General features: G+C 72.7%; 11 protein-coding genes and 8 pseudogenes. 17 read left to right on the top strand and 2 right to left on the bottom strand.

All coding sequences use genetic code 11. From position 1 onward, the window contains the following. The 14 genes and pseudogenes from AC2W7J_RS05140 to AC2W7J_RS05205 form a co-directional block, all read left to right on the top strand. The coding region (locus AC2W7J_RS05140) for a methyltransferase domain-containing protein (protein WP_485981664.1) at positions 1-1,228 on the top strand (1,228 nt) is incomplete at its 5' end. Between the two features lie 28 nt (positions 1,229-1,256). Continuing rightward, positions 1,257-2,593: pseudogene (locus tag AC2W7J_RS05145) on the top strand (glutamine synthetase family protein). Between the two features lie 7 nt (positions 2,594-2,600). Beyond that, positions 2,601-5,570 (top strand): annotated as a pseudogene (locus AC2W7J_RS05150) (bifunctional [glutamine synthetase] adenylyltransferase/[glutamine synthetase]-adenylyl-L-tyrosine phosphorylase). 56 nt (positions 5,571-5,626) lie between these two features. After that, positions 5,627-6,972, top strand: a pseudogene (gene hisD / locus AC2W7J_RS05155) (histidinol dehydrogenase). Continuing rightward, positions 6,969-8,086, top strand: a pseudogene (locus tag AC2W7J_RS05160) (histidinol-phosphate transaminase). Before hisD ends, AC2W7J_RS05160 begins: the two co-directional pseudogenes overlap by 4 nt. After that, positions 8,083-8,691: an imidazoleglycerol-phosphate dehydratase HisB gene (hisB, locus tag AC2W7J_RS05165; protein ID WP_485981665.1), complete on the top strand. Its 609-nt coding sequence runs from the start codon at positions 8,083-8,085 to the stop codon at positions 8,689-8,691. Before AC2W7J_RS05160 ends, hisB begins: the two are co-directional and overlap by 4 nt. An 8-nt stretch (positions 8,692-8,699) precedes the next feature. After that, positions 8,700-9,290, top strand: coding sequence for a hypothetical protein (locus AC2W7J_RS05170; protein ID WP_485981666.1), 591 nt, complete (start codon positions 8,700-8,702; stop codon positions 9,288-9,290). After that, complete coding sequence (gene hisH / locus AC2W7J_RS05175; protein ID WP_485981667.1) at positions 9,287-9,937, top strand: imidazole glycerol phosphate synthase subunit HisH; 651 nt, start codon at positions 9,287-9,289, stop codon at positions 9,935-9,937. The genes AC2W7J_RS05170 and hisH overlap by 4 nt, the downstream gene beginning before the upstream one ends. Then, positions 9,934-10,675, top strand: a pseudogene (gene priA, locus AC2W7J_RS05180) (bifunctional 1-(5-phosphoribosyl)-5-((5-phosphoribosylamino)methylideneamino)imidazole-4-carboxamide isomerase/phosphoribosylanthranilate isomerase PriA). The gene hisH and the pseudogene priA overlap by 4 nt, the downstream one beginning before the upstream one ends. Positions 10,676-10,828: 153 nt before the next feature. Next, positions 10,829-11,422, top strand: coding sequence for an SseB family protein (locus AC2W7J_RS05185; protein ID WP_485981668.1), 594 nt, complete (start codon positions 10,829-10,831; stop codon positions 11,420-11,422). 388 nt (positions 11,423-11,810) lie between these two features. Continuing rightward, on the top strand, positions 11,811-12,401 hold the full coding sequence (infC, locus tag AC2W7J_RS05190) for a translation initiation factor IF-3 (RefSeq protein WP_485981669.1): 591 nt from the start codon (positions 11,811-11,813) through the stop codon (positions 12,399-12,401). Positions 12,402-12,444: 43 nt separating this feature from the next. After that, entirely contained in the window at positions 12,445-12,639 is a 195-nt protein-coding gene (gene rpmI / locus AC2W7J_RS05195; protein ID WP_007925928.1) for a 50S ribosomal protein L35, read from the top strand. Positions 12,640-12,678: 39 nt separating this feature from the next. Beyond that, positions 12,679-13,062, top strand: a complete 384-nt coding sequence (rplT, locus tag AC2W7J_RS05200) for a 50S ribosomal protein L20 (RefSeq protein WP_485981670.1) — start codon at positions 12,679-12,681, stop codon at positions 13,060-13,062. Positions 13,063-13,118: 56 nt separating this feature from the next. Then, complete coding sequence (locus AC2W7J_RS05205; protein WP_485981671.1) at positions 13,119-13,883, top strand: TrmH family RNA methyltransferase; 765 nt, start codon at positions 13,119-13,121, stop codon at positions 13,881-13,883. A gap of 92 nt (positions 13,884-13,975) precedes the next feature. Here AC2W7J_RS05205 and AC2W7J_RS05210 read toward each other — a convergent pair whose 3' ends face one another. Next, entirely contained in the window at positions 13,976-15,547 is a 1,572-nt protein-coding gene (locus AC2W7J_RS05210) for a catalase (RefSeq protein ID WP_421009056.1), read from the bottom strand. 41 nt (positions 15,548-15,588) lie between these two features. Then, a pseudogene (locus AC2W7J_RS05215) lies at positions 15,589-15,735 on the bottom strand (transcriptional repressor); the annotation flags it as partial. A 921-nt stretch (positions 15,736-16,656) separates the two neighbouring features. Here AC2W7J_RS05215 and AC2W7J_RS05220 point away from each other — a divergent pair. The 3 genes and pseudogenes from AC2W7J_RS05220 to pheT form a co-directional block, all read left to right on the top strand. Continuing rightward, the gene (locus tag AC2W7J_RS05220; RefSeq protein ID WP_485981672.1) at positions 16,657-16,986 is read left to right on the top strand and encodes a hypothetical protein; all 330 of its coding nucleotides are present in this window, start codon (positions 16,657-16,659) and stop codon (positions 16,984-16,986) included. Between the two features lie 24 nt (positions 16,987-17,010). After that, a pseudogene (gene pheS / locus AC2W7J_RS05225) lies at positions 17,011-18,104 on the top strand (phenylalanine--tRNA ligase subunit alpha). Then, positions 18,104-20,104 (top strand): annotated as a pseudogene (gene pheT / locus AC2W7J_RS05230) (phenylalanine--tRNA ligase subunit beta); the annotation flags it as partial. The pseudogenes pheS and pheT, both read left to right, overlap by 1 nt.

The following is a 20,104-nucleotide window of genomic DNA, read 5'->3' on the forward strand; positions in this document are numbered from 1 at the left end:
CCGGGTCCGCGAGGCGGTCATGGTCGCCGACCGCGACCGCGCCCGGGCCTGGTACCGGCCCCCACAGCGCGAGCACTCGGCCGAAGGGGAGGTCCCGCCGGCGTCCGAGTCCAATGTCGTGCGCTTCCGGCGCGTCGTCGGCTTCATCTCGCCGGGGGAGCGGATCTTCGAGGTGGGTGTCGGGCAGGGCGTCCTCGCGACCCTCATGCTGCGTGACGGCGAGGCCGCGAGCTACCGCGGCATCGAGCTCGAGCAGCGATGGGTGGACGCCACCCGCGCCATGCTCGCGACCAACGGGCTCGCCGACCGCAGCTCGGTCGACCTCGGCAACCTCTACGACCTCACCCGGGCCGACGTCGAGGCGAGCGGGGCGAGCCTCGTCGTGTGCTGCGAGGTCGTCGAGCACGTGCCCGACCCCGACGAGGCCGTGCGCACGCTCGCCCGTGCCCTGCCCGAGGGCACGGACCTGCTCTTCTCCGTGCCGCTCGTCGGCCGTCTCGAGGGCGTGTGGGGGCACACCCAGGCCTTCGGCGCCGCACGGCTGCACCGGCTGCTCGGTCAGGCGGGCCTGGTCGCCCACCACGTCGAGGTCCTCCACGACACCTGGGCCTTCGTCCTCGCCTCGACGAGCACCGATCCCTCGCCGCGGGCGGCGCGCATCCTCGAGGCCGAGAGCGGTCCGGACCCGCAGCGCTTCCTCGAGCCGTCCTTCACGGCCATGGACAACGTGCCGGTGACCGAGCTGGAGCGGCGCGAGCCGCACTGGGTCAAGCGGGTCGAGGACCTGGCCGTCGAGCCCTGCCTGCGGGAGGCGCACCGCCCCGAGGGGCCGGTCGACGGGCTGCGCGTCACCGGGCGCTCGGGCTACGTCTTCAAGGGGCCCGGTCGCGGGTGGTCCTCGTACGCCGGGCTCGCCTTCGCCGTGCCCAGCGGTGTGCAGGGGGCGCGGCTCCAGCTCGATGTGCCCGACCTCGACGCCGCCGACGAGGTGCGGGTCGAGTGGCGCCGCGATGGCGAGCGCTGCGGGCTGTGGGTGTGGAAGCCCCGCGAGGACCGGCCCGCAACCGGCTACCCGACCTTCCTCATCGCCCCCGACCGGCAGGGCGCCATCCTGCGTCGCACGCCCGGCTCCCGGGTCGTGGGGGCCGACGAGGTCGAGGTCGTCGTGCGGGCGCACGAGGACGCGCCGATTGACTTCGCCGTCCGGCGGTGGGCCTGGGTGAGCTGAGCGCCTCGCGTGGGGCAGGATGGGCCGCATGGATCGTCAGCAGGAGTTCGTCCTCCGCACCATCGAGGAGCGGGACATCCGGTTCGTCCGGTTGTGGTTCACCGATGTCCTCGGCACGCTCAAGTCGGTCGCCATCGCCCCCGCGGAGCTCGAGGGCGCCTTCGGCGAGGGGATCGGCTTCGACGGGTCGGCCATCGAGGGCTTCACCCGCGTCTACGAGGCGGACATGCTCGCCCGCCCCGACCCCTCGACCTTCCAGGTGCTGCCGTGGCGCGGTGAGCACCCCGGCACCGCCCGGATGTTCTGCGACATCCAGCTGCCCGACGGCAGCCCGGCCCTCGCCGACGCGCGCTACGTGCTGCGCCGCACCCTCGGCAAGGCCGCCGACATGGGCTTCAGCTTCTACACCCACCCCGAGATCGAGTTCTTCCTGCTCAAGCAGGGCACGCCCCGCGGGGAGCGGCCGGAGCCGGTCGACGAGGGTGGCTACTTCGACCACGTGCCGAAGGGGGAGGCCCACGACTTCCGTCGTGCCGCCATCACCATGCTCGAGTCGGTGGGCATCTCCGTGGAGTTCAGCCACCACGAGGGGCCCCGGGGCAGAACGAGATCGACCTGCGCTACGCCGACGCGCTGTCGATGGCGGACAACATCATGACCTTCCGCACCGTGGTCAAGGAGGTGGCCCTCGAGCAGGGGGTCTACGCGACCTTCATGCCCAAGGTCTTCGCCGAGCACCCCGGCAGCGGGATGCACACCCACCTCTCGCTCTTCGAGGGCGACACCAATGCCTTCTACGAGGCCGGTGCCCCCTACCGGCTGAGCAAGGTCGGCCGTCAGTTCATCGCCGGCCTGCTCCACCACGGTCGCGAGTTCACGGCCGTGACCAACCAGTGGGTCAACAGCTACAAGCGCCTGTGGGGCGGCGGCGAGGCGCCGGCGCACCTGACATGGGGCCACAACAACCGCTCGGCGATGGTCCGGGTGCCGATGTACAAGCCCAACAAGAGCAACTCCAGCCGGGTCGAGCTGCGCAGTCTCGACGCGGCGTGCAACCCCTACCTCGCCTTCGCCGTCACCCTCGCCGCAGGGCTCAAGGGCATCGAGGAGGGCTACGAGCTGCCGGCGGAGACCGAGGACGACGTGTGGAGCCTCACCGACCGCGAGCGCAAGGCGATGGGCATCAAGCCGCTGCCGTCGAGCCTCGCCGAGGCCATCGAGGCGATGGAGGAGAGCGAGCTCGTCGCCGAGACCCTGGGCGAGCACGTCTTCGACTTCTTCCTGCGCAACAAGCGCCAGGAGTGGGCCGACTACCGCAACCAGGTCACCCCCTTCGAGCTGGAACATCTGCTGCCGCGACTGTGAGGACCGCGTGACACCACCCGCCCGACCCGGCCCCAGCATCTCCCGGCGAGGCTTCGACGACACCCGTCGGGCCGAGTCGCTGCTGGCCGACCCCGCACTCGCGCCGCTCGCCGAGGTCCGTGACGACCTCGTCGCGGCCCTGACGCGAGCCGCAGACCCCGACAGCGCGCTGCTCGGGCTCGTCCGGGTCGTCGAGGCAGCCGGCGACGAGGTCGAGGCGCTGCTCGCTGCGCTGCGGGACGACCCGGCGGCGCGGGCCAGGATCATCGGGGCCATGGGCGTCTCGACGGCGCTCGTCGACCACCTCGTCGCCCACCCGGAGCAGTGGCGCGACGCCGTCGACGCCCGGGAGATGACGCCCGAGGAGCGCACCGAGGCGCTCCTCGCCGAGATCGCCGAGCCCGGTGACCTCGAGCCGCAGGACGCGCTGCGAGTGGGTTACCGCCGCCAGCTGCTCGGCATCGCGGCCCGAGACACGACGGCCGACGACCCGGTCGAGTTCCTCCCCGAGGTCGCCCGCGCCCTGGCCGACCTCGCCGGATCCGCCCTCGAGGGGGCGGTGCGCATCGCGATCGACGAGCTGGGGGAGGAGGGGCAGACCTGCCGCTTCGCCGTCATCGGCATGGGCAAGGCGGGTGGCCGCGAGCTCAACTACGTCTCCGACGTCGACGTCATCTTCGTCGCCGAGCCCGTCGAGGGTGCCGACGAGGCCGCCGCGCTCGAGGTCGCGACGAAGGTCTGACGCGGATGATGCACGCCTGCTCCGACGCCACGGCGCACGGGGACCCTGTGGCCGGTCGACCCGGCGCTGCGCCCCGAGGGCAAGCAGGGCCCGCTCGTGCGCACGGTGGCCAGCCACCGCACCTACTACGAGCGCTGGGCCAAGACGTGGGAGTTCCAGGCCCTGCTCAAGGCCCGTCACCTGGCCGGCGACGCGAGCCTGGGCGCCGAGTACCTCGCGGCGGTCCAGCCCATGGTCTGGGAGGCCGCCTCGCGGGAGGACTTCGTCGACGACGTGCAGGCCATGCGCCGGCGCGTGGAGGAGCACATCCCGTCCGCGGAGGCCGCGCGCCAGCTCAAGCTCGGGCCGGGCGGTCTGCGCGACGTCGAGTTCTCCGTCCAGCTGCTCCAGCTCGTCCACGGCCGCACCGACGAGAGCCTGCGCTCCGGCACGACTCTCGATGCCCTCGCGGCCCTCTCGGCGGGCGGCTACGTCGGTCGTGCCGACACGGCGGTCCTCACCGAGGCCTACAAGGTGCTGCGCACGCTCGAGCACCGGATCCAGCTGCACCGGCTGCGCCGGACCCACCTGATGCCGACCGCCGAGGCGGACCTGCGCCGTCTGGGCCGGTCCGTCCACCTGTGGGACCAGCCGGACAAGCAGGTCGTGCGGCTGCGCACGGAGCACTCGCGCGAGGTGCGGCGCCTGCACCAGCGTCTCTTCTACCGTCCGCTGCTGTCGGCGGTGGCCAAGCTCAGCCCCGACGAGGCCCGCCTGACGCCCGATGCCGCCCGTGAGCGGCTGAGCGCGCTCGGCTACCGCGACCCGGCCGGTGCCCTGCGCCACCTCGAGGTCCTCACCGACGGGGTCAACCGCACGGCGGCCATCCAGCGGCAGCTGCTGCCCGTCATGCTCGAGTGGTTCGCCGAGATGGCCGACCCCGACGCCGGTCTGCTCGCCTTCCGCAAGGTGAGCGAGGAGCTCGGCACGACGCACTGGTACCTGCGGCTGCTGCGTGACGAGGGCGAGGCCGCGCAGATCCTCGCCCACACGCTGGGGGCGAGTCGGTTTGCCGGGGACCTGCTGCTGGCCAGCCCCGAGGCGGTGCAGATGCTCGGCGACGCCGACGGACTGCGCCCGCGCGAGCGGGACGAGATCCTCAAGCGGATGCGGGCTGCCGCGAGTCGTCGGGACGAGGCCGATGCGGCCGTCGCGTCCATCCGCGCCATCCGGCGAGCCGAGATCTTCCGCGTCGCGGTCGCCGACCTGCAGGGGCGGATCAACCTCGAGCAGGTGGGTCACGCGCTCACCGACATCAGCGAGGCGGTCATCCAGGCCTCCCTCGAGGTCGTCGTGCGCGCCGTCGAGGCCGATCGAGGGGCGCCGGTCGGCACCGACCTGCTCATCGTCGGCATGGGCCGACTCGGCGGCAGCGAGATGGGCTACTCCTCCGATGCCGACGTCCTCTACGTGCACGAGCCCCACGAGGGCACGGACGACCAGGCCGCCCAGGAGGCCGCACTCGCCGTCGTCGGTGAGCTGCGACGCCTGCTCGGCGCCCCGGGGTCCGACCCGCCGCTCGGTCTCGACGCCGACCTGAGGCCCGAGGGCAAGAGCGGGCCGATGGTGCGCTCGCTGGCGTCCTACGCGACCTACTACGAGCGCTGGTCCGAGACGTGGGAGGCCCAGGCTCTGCTGCGCGCTCGTCCGGTGGCGGGCGACCCCGGGCTGGGGGAGCGCTTCACCGCCCTCATCGACCCCATCCGCTGGCCCGCCGAGGGGCTCGACGCGACCCAGGTGCGTGAGGTGCGGCGCCTCAAGGCGCGCATGGAGGCCGAGCGGTTGCCGCGCGGCGCGGACCGCAAGGCGCACTTCAAGCTCGGCATGGGCGGTCTCTCCGACGTCGAGTGGACCGTCCAGCTGCTCCAGCTGGAGCACGCGCACGACCACGAGGAGCTGCGCACGACCCGGACCCTGCCGGCGCTCGGGGCGGCGGTCGAGGCCGGGCTCGTCGGGGGCGAGGACGCCGTGGTCCTGCGCGAGGCCTGGTCGATGGCCTCGCTGCTGCGCAATGCCGGCATGCTCTTCCGCGGTCGGGCGGTCGACTCGGTGCCGTCCAACCTGCGCGAGGCCGACGGCGTCGGCCGCATCGTCGGCATGGCACCGCAGTCGGGGCTGGCCCTGGCCGAGTCCTACCGCCGCACCGCCCGCCACGCGCGCCAGGTGGTCGACCGGATCTTCTACGGCGAGGTATGACCCCGACGCATGAGACGCCGGTCAGGAGCCGGCGCTGACATACCTAGACTTGGGGCATGCTCGCGACGATCGACCTGCGCTCACAGCCCCTCGGCGCCCGGCAGCTGCGTGCCGTCCTACCGCGGGCCGAGTACGACGTCGAGGCCGCCCTGGACGCGGTCCGGCCGATCAGCGACGACGTCCATGACCGTGGGGCCGCAGCCCTCTACGACCTCGCCGAGCGCTTCGACGGGGTGCGGCCGTCCTCCCTTCGCGTCCCGCAGGAGGTCCTCGAGGCCGCCGTCGACACCCTCGACCCGGCCGTGCGCACGCCTCCGAGGTCGCCATCGAGCGCACCCGGGCCGTCCACGCCGACCAGCGCCGCACCGACACCACGACCGACCTCGGTGGTGGCGGCACCGTCACCGAGCGCTGGGTCCCCGTCGAGCGCGTCGGCCTCTACGTCCCCGGCGGCCGGGCGGTCTACCCGTCCTCCGTCGTGATGAACGTCGTGCCCGCGCAGATCGCCGGGGTCGGCTCGCTCGCCGTCGCCAGCCCCCCGCAGAAGGAAAATGTCGGCGTCTTCGCCGGCTACCCCCACCCGACGATCCTCGCCGCCTGCGCCCTGCTCGGCGTCGACGAGGTGTGGGCCATGGGCGGCGCCCAGGCCGTGGCGGGCTTCGCCCACGGCTTCGAGGACGAGGCCGCGGGGGAGCGCGGCGAGTGCCTCCCGGTGAGCCTCGTGACCGGCCCGGGCAACATCTACGTCGCCGCCGCCAAGCGCCTGCTCAAGGGGATCGTCGGCATCGACGCCGAGGCCGGCCCCACCGAGATCGCCGTCCTCGCCGACGCCACGGCCGACCCCGAGCACGTCGCCGCCGACCTCATCAGCCAGGCCGAGCACGACCCGATGGCCGGGTCGGTCCTCGTCACCGACTCCACCGAGCTCGCCGACGCCGTCGCCGGTGCGGTCGAGCGACGAGCCGCCGCGACGAAGCACAGCGAGCGTGTCGGCGAGGCCCTCTCCGGCCGGCAGTCGGCGATCGTGCTCGTCGACGACCTCGACGCCGGCCTGCGGGTCGTCGACGCCTATGCCGCCGAGCACCTCGAGGTCATCACCGCAGACGCTCCCGAGGTCGCGGCCCGGGTCCGCAATGCCGGCGCGATCTTCGTCGGGCCGCACTCCCCGGTGAGCCTCGGCGACTACGTCGCCGGGTCCAACCACGTGCTGCCCACCGGTGGCAGCGCCGCCCACAGCAGCGGCCTGTCCGTCCAGTCCTTCCTCCGCGGCATCCACGTCGTCGAGTACTCCGAGCAGGCCCTCGCCGAGGTCGCCCCGCACGTCCTCGCGCTCTCCGAGGCCGAGGACCTGCCGGCCCACGGCGAGGCCGTCACCGCGCGCACCGGGGAGGTCCTGCGATGAGCGAGATCGAGCAGCTGCTGCGTCCCGCGCTGCGCGGTCGCACTCCTTACGGCGCGCCGCAGCTCGACGTCGACGTGCAGCTCAACACCAACGAGTCCTCCTACCCGGTGCCGCCCGAGGTCGTCTCGGCCATCGTCGCCGAGCTGGAGGAGCAGCTCGGAGGGCTCAACCGCTATCCCGACCGTGAGTTCACCGACCTGCGCAAGGCGCTCGTCTCCTACCTCGAGGACCGCAGCGCGGTCTCCCTTCGTCCCGAGCAGGTGTGGGCCGGCAACGGCAGCAACGAGGTGCTCTCCCACCTCGTCCAGGCCTTCGGCGGACCGGACCGCATCGCCTTGGGCTTCACCCCCGCCTACTCGATGCACCCGATCATCAGCGAGACCCTCGGCACGACCTGGGTCGACGGCCAGCGTGACCGGGAGTCCTTCGACCTGACCGTCGAGTCGGCCGTCGAGCAGGCCCGCCGCGTCGACCCGCACCTCGTCTTCCTCTGCTCGCCCAACAACCCCACCGGCACCGCACTGCCCTTCGACGTCATCGAGGCGATGCTCGAGGCCGCACCGCGGGCGATCGTCGTCGTCGACGAGGCCTACGCGGAGTTCGCCGGCCGGGCACGCCGAGCGCCCTGTCGCTGCTCGCCGCCCACCCGCGGCTCGTGGTCACGCGCACGATGAGCAAGGCCTTCGCGCTGGCGGGCGGCCGCCTGGGCTACCTCGCCGCCGACCCGCAGGTCGTCGACGCACTGCGCCTGGTCCGCCTGCCCTACCACCTGTCGGCGCCCACGCAGACGATCGCCCGGGTCTCCCTCGAGCACGCCGACCGGCTCCTCGAGACCGTCGACGCCATCAAGGAGCAGCGCGACCGGCTCGTCGCCGAGCTCACCGCCATGGGCCTGCGGCCCGTGCCGAGCGATGCCAACTTCGTGCTCTTCGGCGGGCTCGCCGACGCGGCGGCGACATGGCAGGCTCTGCTCGACCGGGGGGTCCTCGTCCGTGACGTCGGCATCCCGCACCACCTGCGGGTCACCGCCGGCACCCCCGAGGAGACGGGGCGCTTCCTCACGGCGATGACCGAGCTCGTCCCCACCCACGCACTGACCGAGGAGACCTCGTGAGCACACCGTCCCGCACCGCCACCGTCACCCGGGGCACGTCGGAGAGCCGCGTCGAGGTGAGCGTCGACCTCGACGGCACCGGCAGGGGTGACGTCTCCACGGGCGTGCGCTTCTACGACCACATGCTCCTCTCGCTCGCCAAGCACAGCCTCATCGACCTCACGGTCCGGGCCGACGGCGACGTCGACGTCGACGCCCACCACACCGTCGAGGACGTCGCGATCGTCCTGGGTCAGGCGGTGCGCGAGGCACTCGGCGACAAGTCGGGCATCAGCCGCTTCGGCGACGCGACGGTGCCGCTCGACGAGGCTCTCGTCCACGCGGTCGTCGACGTCGCCGGGCGCCCCTACGTCGTGCACTCCGGCGAACCGGCCGGTCAGGAGTACGTCATCATCGGCGGCAACTTCGTGGGGTCGCTGACCCGGCACGTCCTCGAGTCCTTCGCCTACAACGCCGGCATCGCGCTGCACGTGCGCGTCCTCGCCGGGCGCGACCCGCACCACGTCGTCGAGGCGCAGTTCAAGGCGCTGGCCCGGGCCCTGCGCGCGGCCGTCGAGCCCGACCCGCGCGTCGTCGGCATCCCCAGCGCCAAGGGCGCTCTGTAGAGGATGCGATGACCCAGCAGGGCAGTGGAGTGGTGCTGCTCGCCGCCCCCGCGGCGCGGGCGGTCGAGTGGGTGCGTGGCGGCGTCGTGCCCTGCCACGTCCTCGAGCACGCCGCGTGGTCGATCATCGTGCCCGCTGCGACGACCAGCGTCACGGCAGCCCCCTACGACGACGCGCTCACCGTGCTCGCGTCCCGGCACGCCGGGCCACGGCTCACCCCGGCGATCGGGCTCTTCGTCATCGACGACACCGCGGTGCTCACCGCTCGGTCCGGCCGCAGCCCGGTGCGCTGGGCGCTGCGCTCGGCCGACCGCGAGATCGTCCGCGGCCCGCGCCTGCCTCCGCTCGCGCCCGAGGACCTGCACCGGACGCTCGCGGGCAACCCTGCAGTCCGCGAGGTGCCGATTCGTGAGGTGCGCGCCCTCTGGGGGCGCACCGACCTGACCCACGTCGAGTGGCTCGTCGAGGTCGCCACGGTCCTCGGTCTGCCCGGGAGCCGCGTCCTCGACGGTGCCGACGACTCACTCGGCCCGGTCATCTCGCCCGACGAGAGCGCCGTGCGCGCCTTCGAGTCCGTCGTCAAGGATGTGCACCAATGACCAGTCCCCACGTCGTCGTCCTCGACCACGGCTCCGGCAACGTCCACTCCGCGGTGCGGGCCCTGTCCCACGTCGGGGCCCGGGTGGAGCTGACCGCTGACCGTGACGCCGTCCTCGCCGCGGACGGCCTCGTCGTCCCGGGTGTCGGCAATTTCCACGCGTGCATGGCCGGCCTGCGAGCCGTGGGTGCGCCCACGCTCGTCGACCTGCGGCTGAGCGGCGGCCGTCCGGTCCTCGGCGTGTGCGTCGGCATGCAGGTGCTTTTCGACGGCTCCGACGAGCCCAGCGGCTCGCAGCCCACGGAGCAGGGGCTGCAGCAGTGGCCCGGCACCGTCGCCCGGCTCGAGGCGCCCGTCGTGCCGCACATGGGGTGGTCGACGGTCGAGGCGCCTGCGGGCACCCGCCTCTTCGACGGGGTCGAGGACGAGCGCTTCTACTTCGTGCACTCCTACGGCGTCCGGTCCTGGGACCTGCCCGTCGCCGACGGGGCGATGGCCCGCTCCACCCCGCTCGTCACGTGGAGCGAGCACGGGTCCCCCTTCGTCGCGGCCGTCGAGAACGGCCCCCTGTCCGCCACGCAGTTCCACCCCGAAAAATCCGGGGACGCCGGGCTGCACCTCCTGAAGAACTGGGTGATGTCACTGTGACCACGACCGAGAGCCCCCGCCTGGAGCTCCTGCCCGCCGTCGACGTGCGCGAAGGGCGGGCCGTCCAGCTGCAGCAGGGGGTCGCCGGGTCCGGATGGGATTTCGGCGACCCGCTCGAGGCCGCCCGGGCCTGGCAGGAGCAGGGCGCCGAGTGGATCCACCTCGTCGACCTCGACGCGGCCTTCGGCACGGGCAACAACCGCGACCTGCTCGCCGGCATCGTCGGCGGGCTCGACATCAAGGTCGAGCTGAGCGGTGGTATCCGTGACGAGGAGTCGCTGCGCGCGGCGCTCGACTCCGGCTGCGCCCGGGTCAACCTCGGCACCGCCGCGCTGGAGAACCCCGAGTGGACCGCGCGGGCCATCGCCGAGCACGGCGACCGGATCGCCGTCGGTCTCGACGTGCGGGGCACCACCTCGCGCCCGCGGGTGGACCCAGGAGGGCGGCGACCTGTGGGAGACGCTGGCCCGCCTCGATTCCGAGGGGTGCGCGCGCTACGTCGTCACCGACGTCGCCAAGGACGGCATGCTCGCCGGACCCAACCTCCAGCTGCTCCAGGACGTCTGCGCCGCGACCGACGCGGCCGTCGTCGCCAGCGGTGGCGTGACCACGCGGGATGACGTCGTCGCGCTGCGTGGGCTCGTGCCCGCCGGCGTCGAGGGCGCGATCATCGGCTCGGCGCTCTACAAGGGCACGGTGACCCTGAGCGACGCGCTCGACGCGGCAGGTCGACCGTGACCGGCGCGGGGCCGGAGAGCCTGCCGGGCGGATCGGACTCCGCCGGGGTGCCGTGGCAGGGACGCGAGCTGCCGACCGGGGGCTTCGCGGGGTGACACCGGCGAGGCGGACCCGGCGCTGCGGCGGGCACTGACCTCCGCCGGCGAGGCAGAGGTGGTCGAGCACCTCGCGGCGGCCCGGCTCTTCGTGCCGGTCAAGGCGGTCGCCACCGACACGGCCGAGGGCGAGCACGGCGTCGTCTCCGACAAGGAGGCCGACATGGCCGTCGTCCTGCTCGAGCACCCCGACGGGCGGACGGCGCTGCCGGTCTTCTCGTCCATCGCCGACATGACGGCCTTCGACACCTCCGCCCGACCGGTGCCGGTCGAGGCGGCCCGCGCCGCCCAGGCCGCGGTGGGGGAGCAGGCCGACCTCATGGTGCTCGACTGCGCGAGCGAGCACGCCTTCGAGGTGCGCGCCTCGATGGTGTGGGCGCTGGCCCAGCAGCGGGCCTGGCTGCCGGCGCACGAGGACCCCTTCGTCGCCGACTCCGTCGCCCGGGTCGTCGCCCGTCACGACGAGGTGACCGACCACGACCTCGCGGCCGGCGTGCCCGACGGGCAGGGCGTGCTCCAGGTGCGGCTGACCCTCGTGCCGGGGCTCGACGAGGAGGGCGTGCGCGCCCTGGTCACCGCGATCGCCGAGGCCCTCGCGACCGACGGCGAGCTGCGGGCCCGGGTCGACGGGCTCTCCTTCACCGTCGTCTGACCCGCGGGCACCGTCGCCCAGCTCGGCGGCGCGGGCCGCGACATGCCGTGGGGTCGATTTCGGCCCGGCGGGGGTGCGCTGGTACCGTGGTCGTCGACCGGTCATCGTCCCCGTGACGGTGACGCAAGAGGAGCCCCGCTTCCACCCGCGTCGACCACAGGTTCGTCAGGACCGCCAGGTTGCCGGGTCACAGGTCTCGACGCGGTTCCCGACCGCTGGAGGTGCACCGTCACCCCCTTCGTCCGGGCGCATCCGATGTCGTGCTCTGGTGAGGCTCCTCGCGATCGGCGAGGAGCCTTTCTTCGTCGGTGGCCAAGGAGTCTTACACCGAGCCAAGGAGAAGCACATCAGCGAGCCTCGCATCAATGACCGTATCCGCGTCCCGGAGGTGCGGTTGGTCGGCCCCAACGGGGAGCAGGTCGGCATCGTCCGCGTGGAGGACGCCCTTCGCCTCGCCGCAGAGGCGGACCTCGACCTCGTCGAGGTCGCTCCGATGGCCAAGCCCCCGGTGGCCAAGCTCATGGACTTCGGCAAGTACAAGTACGAAGCCGCCATGAAGGCGCGCGAAGCGCGCAAGAACCAGGTCAACACGGTCATCAAGGAGATCAAGCTCCGACCGAAGATCGACAGCCACGACTACGGCACCAAGAAGGGCCACGTCGAGCGCTTCCTCGGCGCCGGCGACAAGGTCAAGGTGACGATCATGTTCCGTGGTCGCGAGCAGTCCCGCCCCGAGCTGGGCTTCCGACTGCTGCAGCGTCTCGCGGAGGACGTCGTGGAGCTCGGCACCGTCGAGTCGGCCCCCAAGCAGGACGGCCGCAACATGGTCATGGTGCTCGCACCGACGAGGAAGAAGTCCGAGGCCCGCGCCGAGGCGCGACGCAAGAAGGACGAGCAGAAGGCGGCTTCGGCCGCTGCCCCGGCCGAGGCGGTCGAGACCCCCGAGGTCGAGGCCACCGAGGCCCCGGCCGAGTCCTGAGCCGGCCCCAGACCAGCACAGCAACGAGAAGGAGATCGGCGACATGCCGAAGAACAAGACGCACTCCGGTGCGAAGAAGCGCTTCCGGGTCACCGGCTCGGGCAAGATCATGCGCGAGCGCGCCAACCACGTCCACAAGTTCCACGAGAAGACCCCGCAGCACGCGCGTCGTCTCGCGAACGACGTCCTGGTCTCCAAGGCCGACGAGAAGAAGATCAAGAAGCTGCTCGGTCGCTGACCTGAGCCTCTTGTCCCCACACACTGAAGGAGTCATCACGTGGCACGCGTGAAGCGGGCGGTCAACGCCCACAAGAAGCGCCGGGTCGTCCTCGAGCGCGCCAGCGGCTACCGGGGCCAGCGGTCCCGCCTCTACCGCAAGGCCAAGGAGCAGGTCACCCACAGCGCGGTCTACAGCTACCGTGACCGTCGCGCCAAGAAGGGCGACTTCCGTCGCCTGTGGATCCAGCGCATCAACGCCGGCGCCCGCGCCAACGGCATGACGTACAACCGCTTCATCCAGGGCCTGCGCGCCGCGGAGATCGAGGTCGACCGTCGCATGCTCGCCGAGCTCGCCGTCAACGACGAGGCCGCCTTCGCCGCGCTCGTCGAGGTCGCCAAGGCCAACGTGCCGGCGACCACCGACGCCAAGGTCGAGGCCTGAGCGACCACACCGGACGCCGGGAGCGCCCTGCGCTGACCAATCCCTCCTCGGAGCGGGTGCGGTCGGTGCGTGGGCTCTCCCGGCGTTCTGCGCGTCGGCGCACCGGCCGGGTCCTCGTCGAGGGGCCGCAGGGGGTGCGCGAGGCGGTGCGCTTCGCACCCGAGCGGATCGTCGACCTCTACGTGACCGCCGAGGCGGAGCAGCGCTACGCCGAGTTCGTCGAGCCGGCCCGTGAGGCGGGCGTCTTCGTCCACGAGGTGACCGACGAGGTCCTCGCCGCGATGTGCGATGCCGACACCCCGCAGGGCACGGCCGCCGTCGTCGAGTGGGCGCCGAGCGACCTGCCCGGCGTCCTCGCCGCCGACCCGCGGCTGCTCGTCCTGCTCACCCACGTGCGTGACCCCGGCAACCTCGGCACGGTCATCAGGGGTGCGGACGCGGCCGGTGCCGACGCGGTACTCGTCAGCGACGCCTCGGTCGACGTCACCTCGCCCAAGGTCGTGCGCTCGACCGCCGGCTCGCTCTTCCACCTGCCGGTCGTCACCGGGCTGTCGATCCCCGAGACGCTGACGGCGCTCGGCACGGCCGGGGTGCGGCGGCTGGCCGCCGACGGCGCAGGGGAGTCGACGACCGAGGACGCCGACCTCACCGGTCCGCACGTGTGGGTCATGGGCAACGAGGCCTGGGGTCTCGAGGAGGCCACCCTCGCTGCGTGCGACGAGGTCGTCCGGGTCCCGATCCACGGTCACGCCGAGTCGCTCAACCTCGCGATGGCGACGACGATCTGCCTCTACGCCTCGGCCCGTCAGCAGCGCGCCTGACCCGGCAGACGGTCCGGCTCCGGCAGCCGACGACATGACGAAGGGCGCCGCCCCCCGTGAGGGGAGCGGCGCCCTTCGTCGTGCCGATGCGGTCAGGCGTTGGCTCCGGAGCGAGCGTTGGTCTCCTGCCCGCGCAGGATCTCGCCCGGGTCCGTCGGCGACTCCGCGGCGGCCTTGACCCCCTCGGCGATGCGGGAGCCGACGTCGCCGTCGATGTTGCTCCAGTACTGCAGGGCCTGCGAGAGCACCGGCTCGACGACACCGGAGAGGGCGCCGACGACGGTGTCGACGAGACGGTCGCGCTGCGCGTCGTCGAAGACCTCGCGCACGAGCGTGCCCGCCTGGCCGAAGTCGTCGTCCTCGGCGTGCAGCTCGTAGGCGGAGCGGACGATCTCGCCGTCGGCCTCCCACCCGTCGTCGACCGGGCCCTGCTCGTCGGCGTGCGGCCGGCCGAAGCTGTTGGGCTGGTAGACGGGGGCGTCACCGGAGTGCTCGTAGCGCATCGGCCCGTCGAAGGTGAAGTGGTTCTCCCGGGCCACGGCCGGGCGGTTGACCGGCAGCTGGTGGAAGTTCGGGCCGATCCGGGCGCGGTGGGCGTCGGCGTAGGCGAAGACCCGGCCGAGCAGCATCTTGTCGGGCGAGAAGCCGATCCCCGGCACCGTGTTGCTCGGGGCGAAGGCGGCCTGGTCGATCTGCGCGAAGAAGTTGACCGGGTTCTCGTCGAGGGTCATCGTGCCGACCTCGATGAGCGGGTAGTCCTCGTGCGACCAGGTCTTCGTCAGGTCGAAGGGGTTGAAGCGGTAGGTCTTGGCGTCCTCGTAGGGCATGACCTGGACCGACAGCTTCCACTGCGGGTGGTCGCCGCGGGCGATGGCGTCGAAGAGGTCGCGACGGTGGAACTCCGCGTCCTCGCCGGCGAGACGTCCCGCCGCGTCGTTGGTCAGGCCCTCGACGCCCTGCTGGGTGTGGAAGTGGTACTTGACCCAGAACTTCTCGCCGGAGGCGTTGACCCACATGTAGGTGTGGCTGCCGTAGCCGTTCATGTGGCGCCACGAGCGGGGCAGGCCGCGGTCACCCATGAGGTAGGTGACCTGGTGGGCCGACTCCGGGTTGTTGGTCCAGAAGTCCCACTGCATCGTGTTGTCGCGCAGGCCCGAGTCGGGCAGGCGCTTCTGGCTGCGGATGAAGTGGGGGAACTTCAGCGGGTCGCGCAGGAAGAAGATCGGGGTGTTGTTGCCGACGAGGTCGAAGTTGCCCTCGCTCGTGTAGAAGCGCAGCGCGAAGCCGCGCACGTCACGCCAGGTGTCGGGGGAACCGAGCTCGCCGGCGACGGTGGAGAAGCGAGCGAGCATCCGGGTGGTCGTGCCCTGCTGGAAGACCGCGGCCTTGGTGTACTGCGACACGTCGGCGGTCGTCTCGAAGTGGCCGAAGGCACCGGAGCCCTTGGCGTGCGGCTTGCGCTCGGGGATGTTCTCCCGGTTGAAGTGGGCGAGCGTGTCCACGAGGTGCGTGTCGTGGAGCAGCAGGGGGCCGTTGCTGCCGACGGAGAGGCTGTTGCGGTCGCTGACGGTCGGGGCGCCGTTGACCTGAGTCGACGGGCCGGACGTGTCGAGGGTGCCGCGCGCGTCCGAGCGCGGGGCCGGGGTCTCGGGGGTGGATGACATCTGCTGCTCCTCTTTCTCTTCGGGGTGGGGTGCAGTGCTGGTCAGTGGGTCGCGGCCTCCGCGCAGGCGGGGCAGGTGCCCCAGTAGATGACCTCGGCCTCGTCGATGGCGAAGCCGTGGTCGTCGGCCGCGTCGAGGCAGGGGGCGGCGCCCGGTGCGCACTCGACGTCGAGCATCGTGCCGCAGGTGCGGCAGACGAGGTGGTGGTGGTTGTCGCCGAGCTCGAGCTCGTAGCGGGCGGGGTGGCCGCGGCTCGAACTTGCGCACCATGCCCTGGGCGGCGAGCGCCCCGAGGATGTCGTAGACGGCCTGGGTGCTCACCGAGCCCAGGCGTTCGCGGGTGGCGCGGGTGATCGTGTCGACATCGGCGTGCGGGTGCGCCGAGAGCTCGCGCAGCACGGCCACCCGGGGGGCCGTGACGCGCAGCGAGTGCTCCCGCAGCAGGTCCGCCGCGGCGTCGTGTCGATCATCGTGCTCATCGCCACCAGAGTCCCACCAGAACTTGAATGAGTCAAGAAAAGGACGGTGCCGCCGGCGGGGACGAAGGGGTCCCCGGCACCGCCGTAGGGTGCCGGGCATGAGGATCTGGCAGACCGTGCAGCGGTGGCGCGGCCGACGCCCGTGGAGCCGCTGGCGCACGAGGGGTGTGTCGCGGGCTGACCTCGAGGACGGACCGGTCATCCCCTTCGTCCCGGGTGGGGCCGAGGTGCCGCAGGGGCTGGGTCACGACCCGGAGCGGGACGAGCTCGTCTACACCTTCTACGACGTGCGCGACTCCCGCCGTGGGCTGCTCGTCATCGCCGACGCGGAGGGCGAGGTGACCGCCAGGGTGGGCCTGACCGGCCTCGACCACTACGGCGGGGTCGCGGTCCTCGACCGGTGGACCTATGTCAGCGGTGCCGGACGGCTGCAGGTGCACGAGACCGAGTGCCTGCGCGGGGGACTGAGCGAGCCCGTCGCCACGGTGCGCGTGCGGGCGAGCTCGACGGTCACCGCCCACGACGGCGGGCTGTGGGGTCGCCCTCTTCGTCGTCGACGGACCCGGCCGGGCGCACCGCTACCGGATCACGGCCGACGGCCGGCCGGAGCCGACGGGGGAGGAGCTCGTCGTGCCGCCGCGCACCCAGGGCCTGGCCTTCGACGACGACCGGGCGGTGTGGTTCTCCCGCAGCTGGGGGCGCACCGCGCCGTCGGTGCTCACGCGGGTCGACGCCGCCGACCTGGCCCGGGACGGTGGGTGGACCCCCGCGACGGGTCGCGACTGGCTGCTGCCTCCCATGGCGGAGGGCTCGGTCATCGTCGACGGGCGCCTGCTCCAGCTCTACGAGTCGGCCGCCGGACCCTACCGGCAGCACCGCCGCGGACCCCGGCCGGTGATGAACCTGCTGCTCGGGCGGCTCGAGCCCCGGGAGTACCTGACCGTGCACGATCTGGACTGAGCCGGGCCCGTAGACTCGGGCCTCGTGTCAGGACCCAACACCAACTACGACCCGGTCGAGGTCGCCGCGCTCGACCCGCAGGTGATCGACGAGGCCGTCCAGGCCGCGCTCGACGCCGCGGCGGGCGCCACGACCCTCGACGAGCTCAAGCGGATCCGCGGGGCGCACCAGGGCGACAAGAGCCGCTCGCCCTCGCCAACCGCGAGATCGGTGCGCTGCCGCCGAGCGCCAAGGCCGAGGCCGGCAAGCGCGTCGGCCAGGCCCGTGGCCGAGTGGGGCAGGCCTTCGCCGCCCGCCAGGCCGAGCTCGAGGCCGAGCGCGACGAGCGGATCCTCGTCGAGGAGACCCTCGACCTCACGGTGCCGAGCCCGTACCAGCGGCTCGGCGCCCGGCACCCGATCAGCCTGGTCACCGAGCGCGTCGAGGACATCTTCGTCGGCATGGGCTGGGAGATCGCCGAGGGTCCCGAGATCGAGTCCGAGTGGCTGACCTTCGACGCGCTCAACATCGGTCCGGACCACCCGGCCCGCGGTGAGCAGGACACCTTCTTCGTCGAGCCGGCCGACGCCGGCGTCGTGCTGCGCACGCACACCTCGCCGGTGCAGATTCGCACCATGCTCGACCGCGAGCCGCCGATTTACGTGCTCTGCCCGGGCAAGGTCTTCCGCACCGACGACCTCGACGCGACGCACACGCCGGTCTTCCACCAGTTCGAGGGTCTGGTCGTCGACAAGGGCATCACCATGGCGCACCTGCGCGGGGCGCTCGACGCCTTCGTCCAGGGTCTCTTCGGCGAGGGCGTCGTCACGCGGCTGCGTCCGAACTACTTCCCCTTCACCGAGCCGAGTGCCGAGATCGACTGCCGCTGCTGGGTCTGCCGCGGCGAGGACTCGGCCTGCCGCACGTGCGGCGGCACCGGCTGGATCGAGCTCGGTGGCTCCGGCATGGTCAACCGTCGCGTGCTCGCGGCCGCCGGGATCGACCCCGACGAGTACACCGGCTTCGCCTTCGGCCTGGGCATCGAGCGCTCGCTCATGCTGCGCCACGGCGTCGCCGACATGCGCGACATCATCGAGGGAGACGTCCGCTTCTCGGCGGCGTTCGGGATGGAGATCTGATGCGGGCCCCGATCGAGTGGCTGCGTGAGCTGACCGAGGTCGAGCCGGGGGCGAAGGGGGCGGACGTCGCCGCCACGCTCGTGCGCGTCGGCCTCGAGGAGGAGGACATCCTCGGTGGCGAGGTGACCGGCCCCCTCGTCGTCGGCAAGGTGCTCGAGCGCACCCCCGAGGAGCAGAAGAACGGCAAGACGATCAACTGGTGCCAGGTCGACGTGGGTGCTGCCAACGGCACCGGCGAGCCGCAGGGCATCGTGTGCGGTGCGCACAACTTCGACGTGGGCGACCTCGTCGCGGTGATCCTGCCCGGCGGCGTGCTGCCGGGGAACTTCGAGATCTCGGCGCGCAAGACCTACGGCCACGTGAGCGCCGGCATGATCTGCTCCGCGATGGAGCTGGGCCTCGGCGAGGACCACGACGGCATCATCGTGCTCACCGAGCAGCTGCCGGCCGACGTCGTCGGTGCCCTCGCGCCCGGCGAGACCTCATCCCCGTGCTCGGCCTCGACGCCGAGACGGTCGAGGTCAACGTCACCCCGGACCGCGGCTACTGCTTCTCCATGCGCGGCATCGCCCGCGAGTACGCCCTGTCGGAGGGCACCCCCTTCGTCGACCCGGCGGACCTGACCGTCGCGACCGCGACCGGCCCCGGGCACGAGGTGCGCCTCGTCGACGACGCGCCGGTCGACGGTGTGCCCGGCTGCGACCGCTTCGTCGCCGGGTCGTGCGCGGCATCGACGCGACCGCCGAGTCGCCAGAGTGGATGCGCCGCCGGCTCACCGAGGTCGGCATGCGGCCGATCTCGCTCGCCGTCGACGTCACCAACTACGTGATGATGCTGCTCGGCCAGCCGCTGCACGCCTACGACCTCGCCAAGCTCGACGGGGCCATCGAGGTGCGGCGCGCCCGTGCCGGCGAGCGCCTCACGACCCTCGACGACGTCGAGCGCGAGCTCGTCCCCGAGGACCTGCTCATCACCGACGGCGGCACGACGCCCCTGGCCATCGCGGGCGTCATGGGTGGCGCTTCGAGCGAGGTCGACGACGCGACGACCGACGTCCTCGTCGAGGCCGCGCACTTCGACGCCGTGAGCGTGGCGCGCTCGGCGCGACGTCACCGCCTGACGACCGAGGCGTCCAAGCGCTTCGAGCGGGGCGTCGATCCCGCGGTCACGGCCGCGGCCGCGCAGCTCGCCGTCGACCTGCTCGTCGAGCACGGTGGGGGCACGGCCGACGACACCGCGACCGACGTGGGCACTCCGGCACCGCCGGCGGCCATCCCCTTCGACCCGACCCTGCCTAGCCGCTACATCGGCCTCGACTACCCCCGTGAGGAGGTCGTCGCGACCCTCACCGCGATCGGCTGCGCCGTGGCGGACGAAGGGGAGTCCCTCCTCGTCACGCCGCCCACCTGGCGCCCCGACCTCGCCGACGGTCCCGACCTCGTCGAGGAGGTCGCCCGGGTGCGCGGCTACGACCAGATCCCGTCGGTCGTGCCGCGGGCCAGCGCCGGACGTGGTCTGACCAAGGGGCAGCGGGACCGCCGCACGGTCGCCCGCACGCTCGCCGCGACCGGGCTCGTCGAGGTGCTGTCCTACCCCTTCACGTCCGAGGGGCGCTTCGACGCACTCGGCTACCCGGCCGACGACGCGCGCCGCACGACGGTGCGCCTGGCCAACCCGCTGCAGGACGAGGCGCCGCTCATGCGCACCTCGATCCTCGACACCCTTCTCGACACCCTGCGGCGCAACGTCTCCCGCGGGCACCGCGATGCCGCGCTCTACGAGATCGGCCTCGTGACGGCGGGCGGGATCACCCCGCTGCCGGTGCCCCCGGGTGGGGCACTGCCCTCGGCCGAGGACCTCGAGCGGATCACGACTGGGGTCCCGGCCCAGCCGCGCCACGTCGCGATCGCGGCGGCGGGCGCCGCCGTGCCCGCCGGCCCGCACGGTCCCGCGCGTGCCGTCGGCGCGAGCGATGTCGTCGGCTGTCTCGCGGTGGGTGC

This window comes from Janibacter sp. CFPM2_SD2 (assembly GCF_057364645.1).

Excerpts from the sequence above, each read along its gene's own strand:
- AC2W7J_RS05210 (WP_421009056.1), bottom strand. The coding sequence starts at position 15,547 with ATGTCATCCACCCCCGAGACCCCGGCCCCGCGCTCGGACGCGCGCGGC.
- AC2W7J_RS05170 (WP_485981666.1), top strand. The coding sequence starts at position 8,700 with ATGACCCAGCAGGGCAGTGGAGTGGTGCTGCTCGCCGCCCCCGCGGCG.
- rpmI (WP_007925928.1), top strand. The coding sequence starts at position 12,445 with ATGCCGAAGAACAAGACGCACTCCGGTGCGAAGAAGCGCTTCCGGGTC.
- hisH (WP_485981667.1), top strand. The coding sequence starts at position 9,287 with ATGACCAGTCCCCACGTCGTCGTCCTCGACCACGGCTCCGGCAACGTC.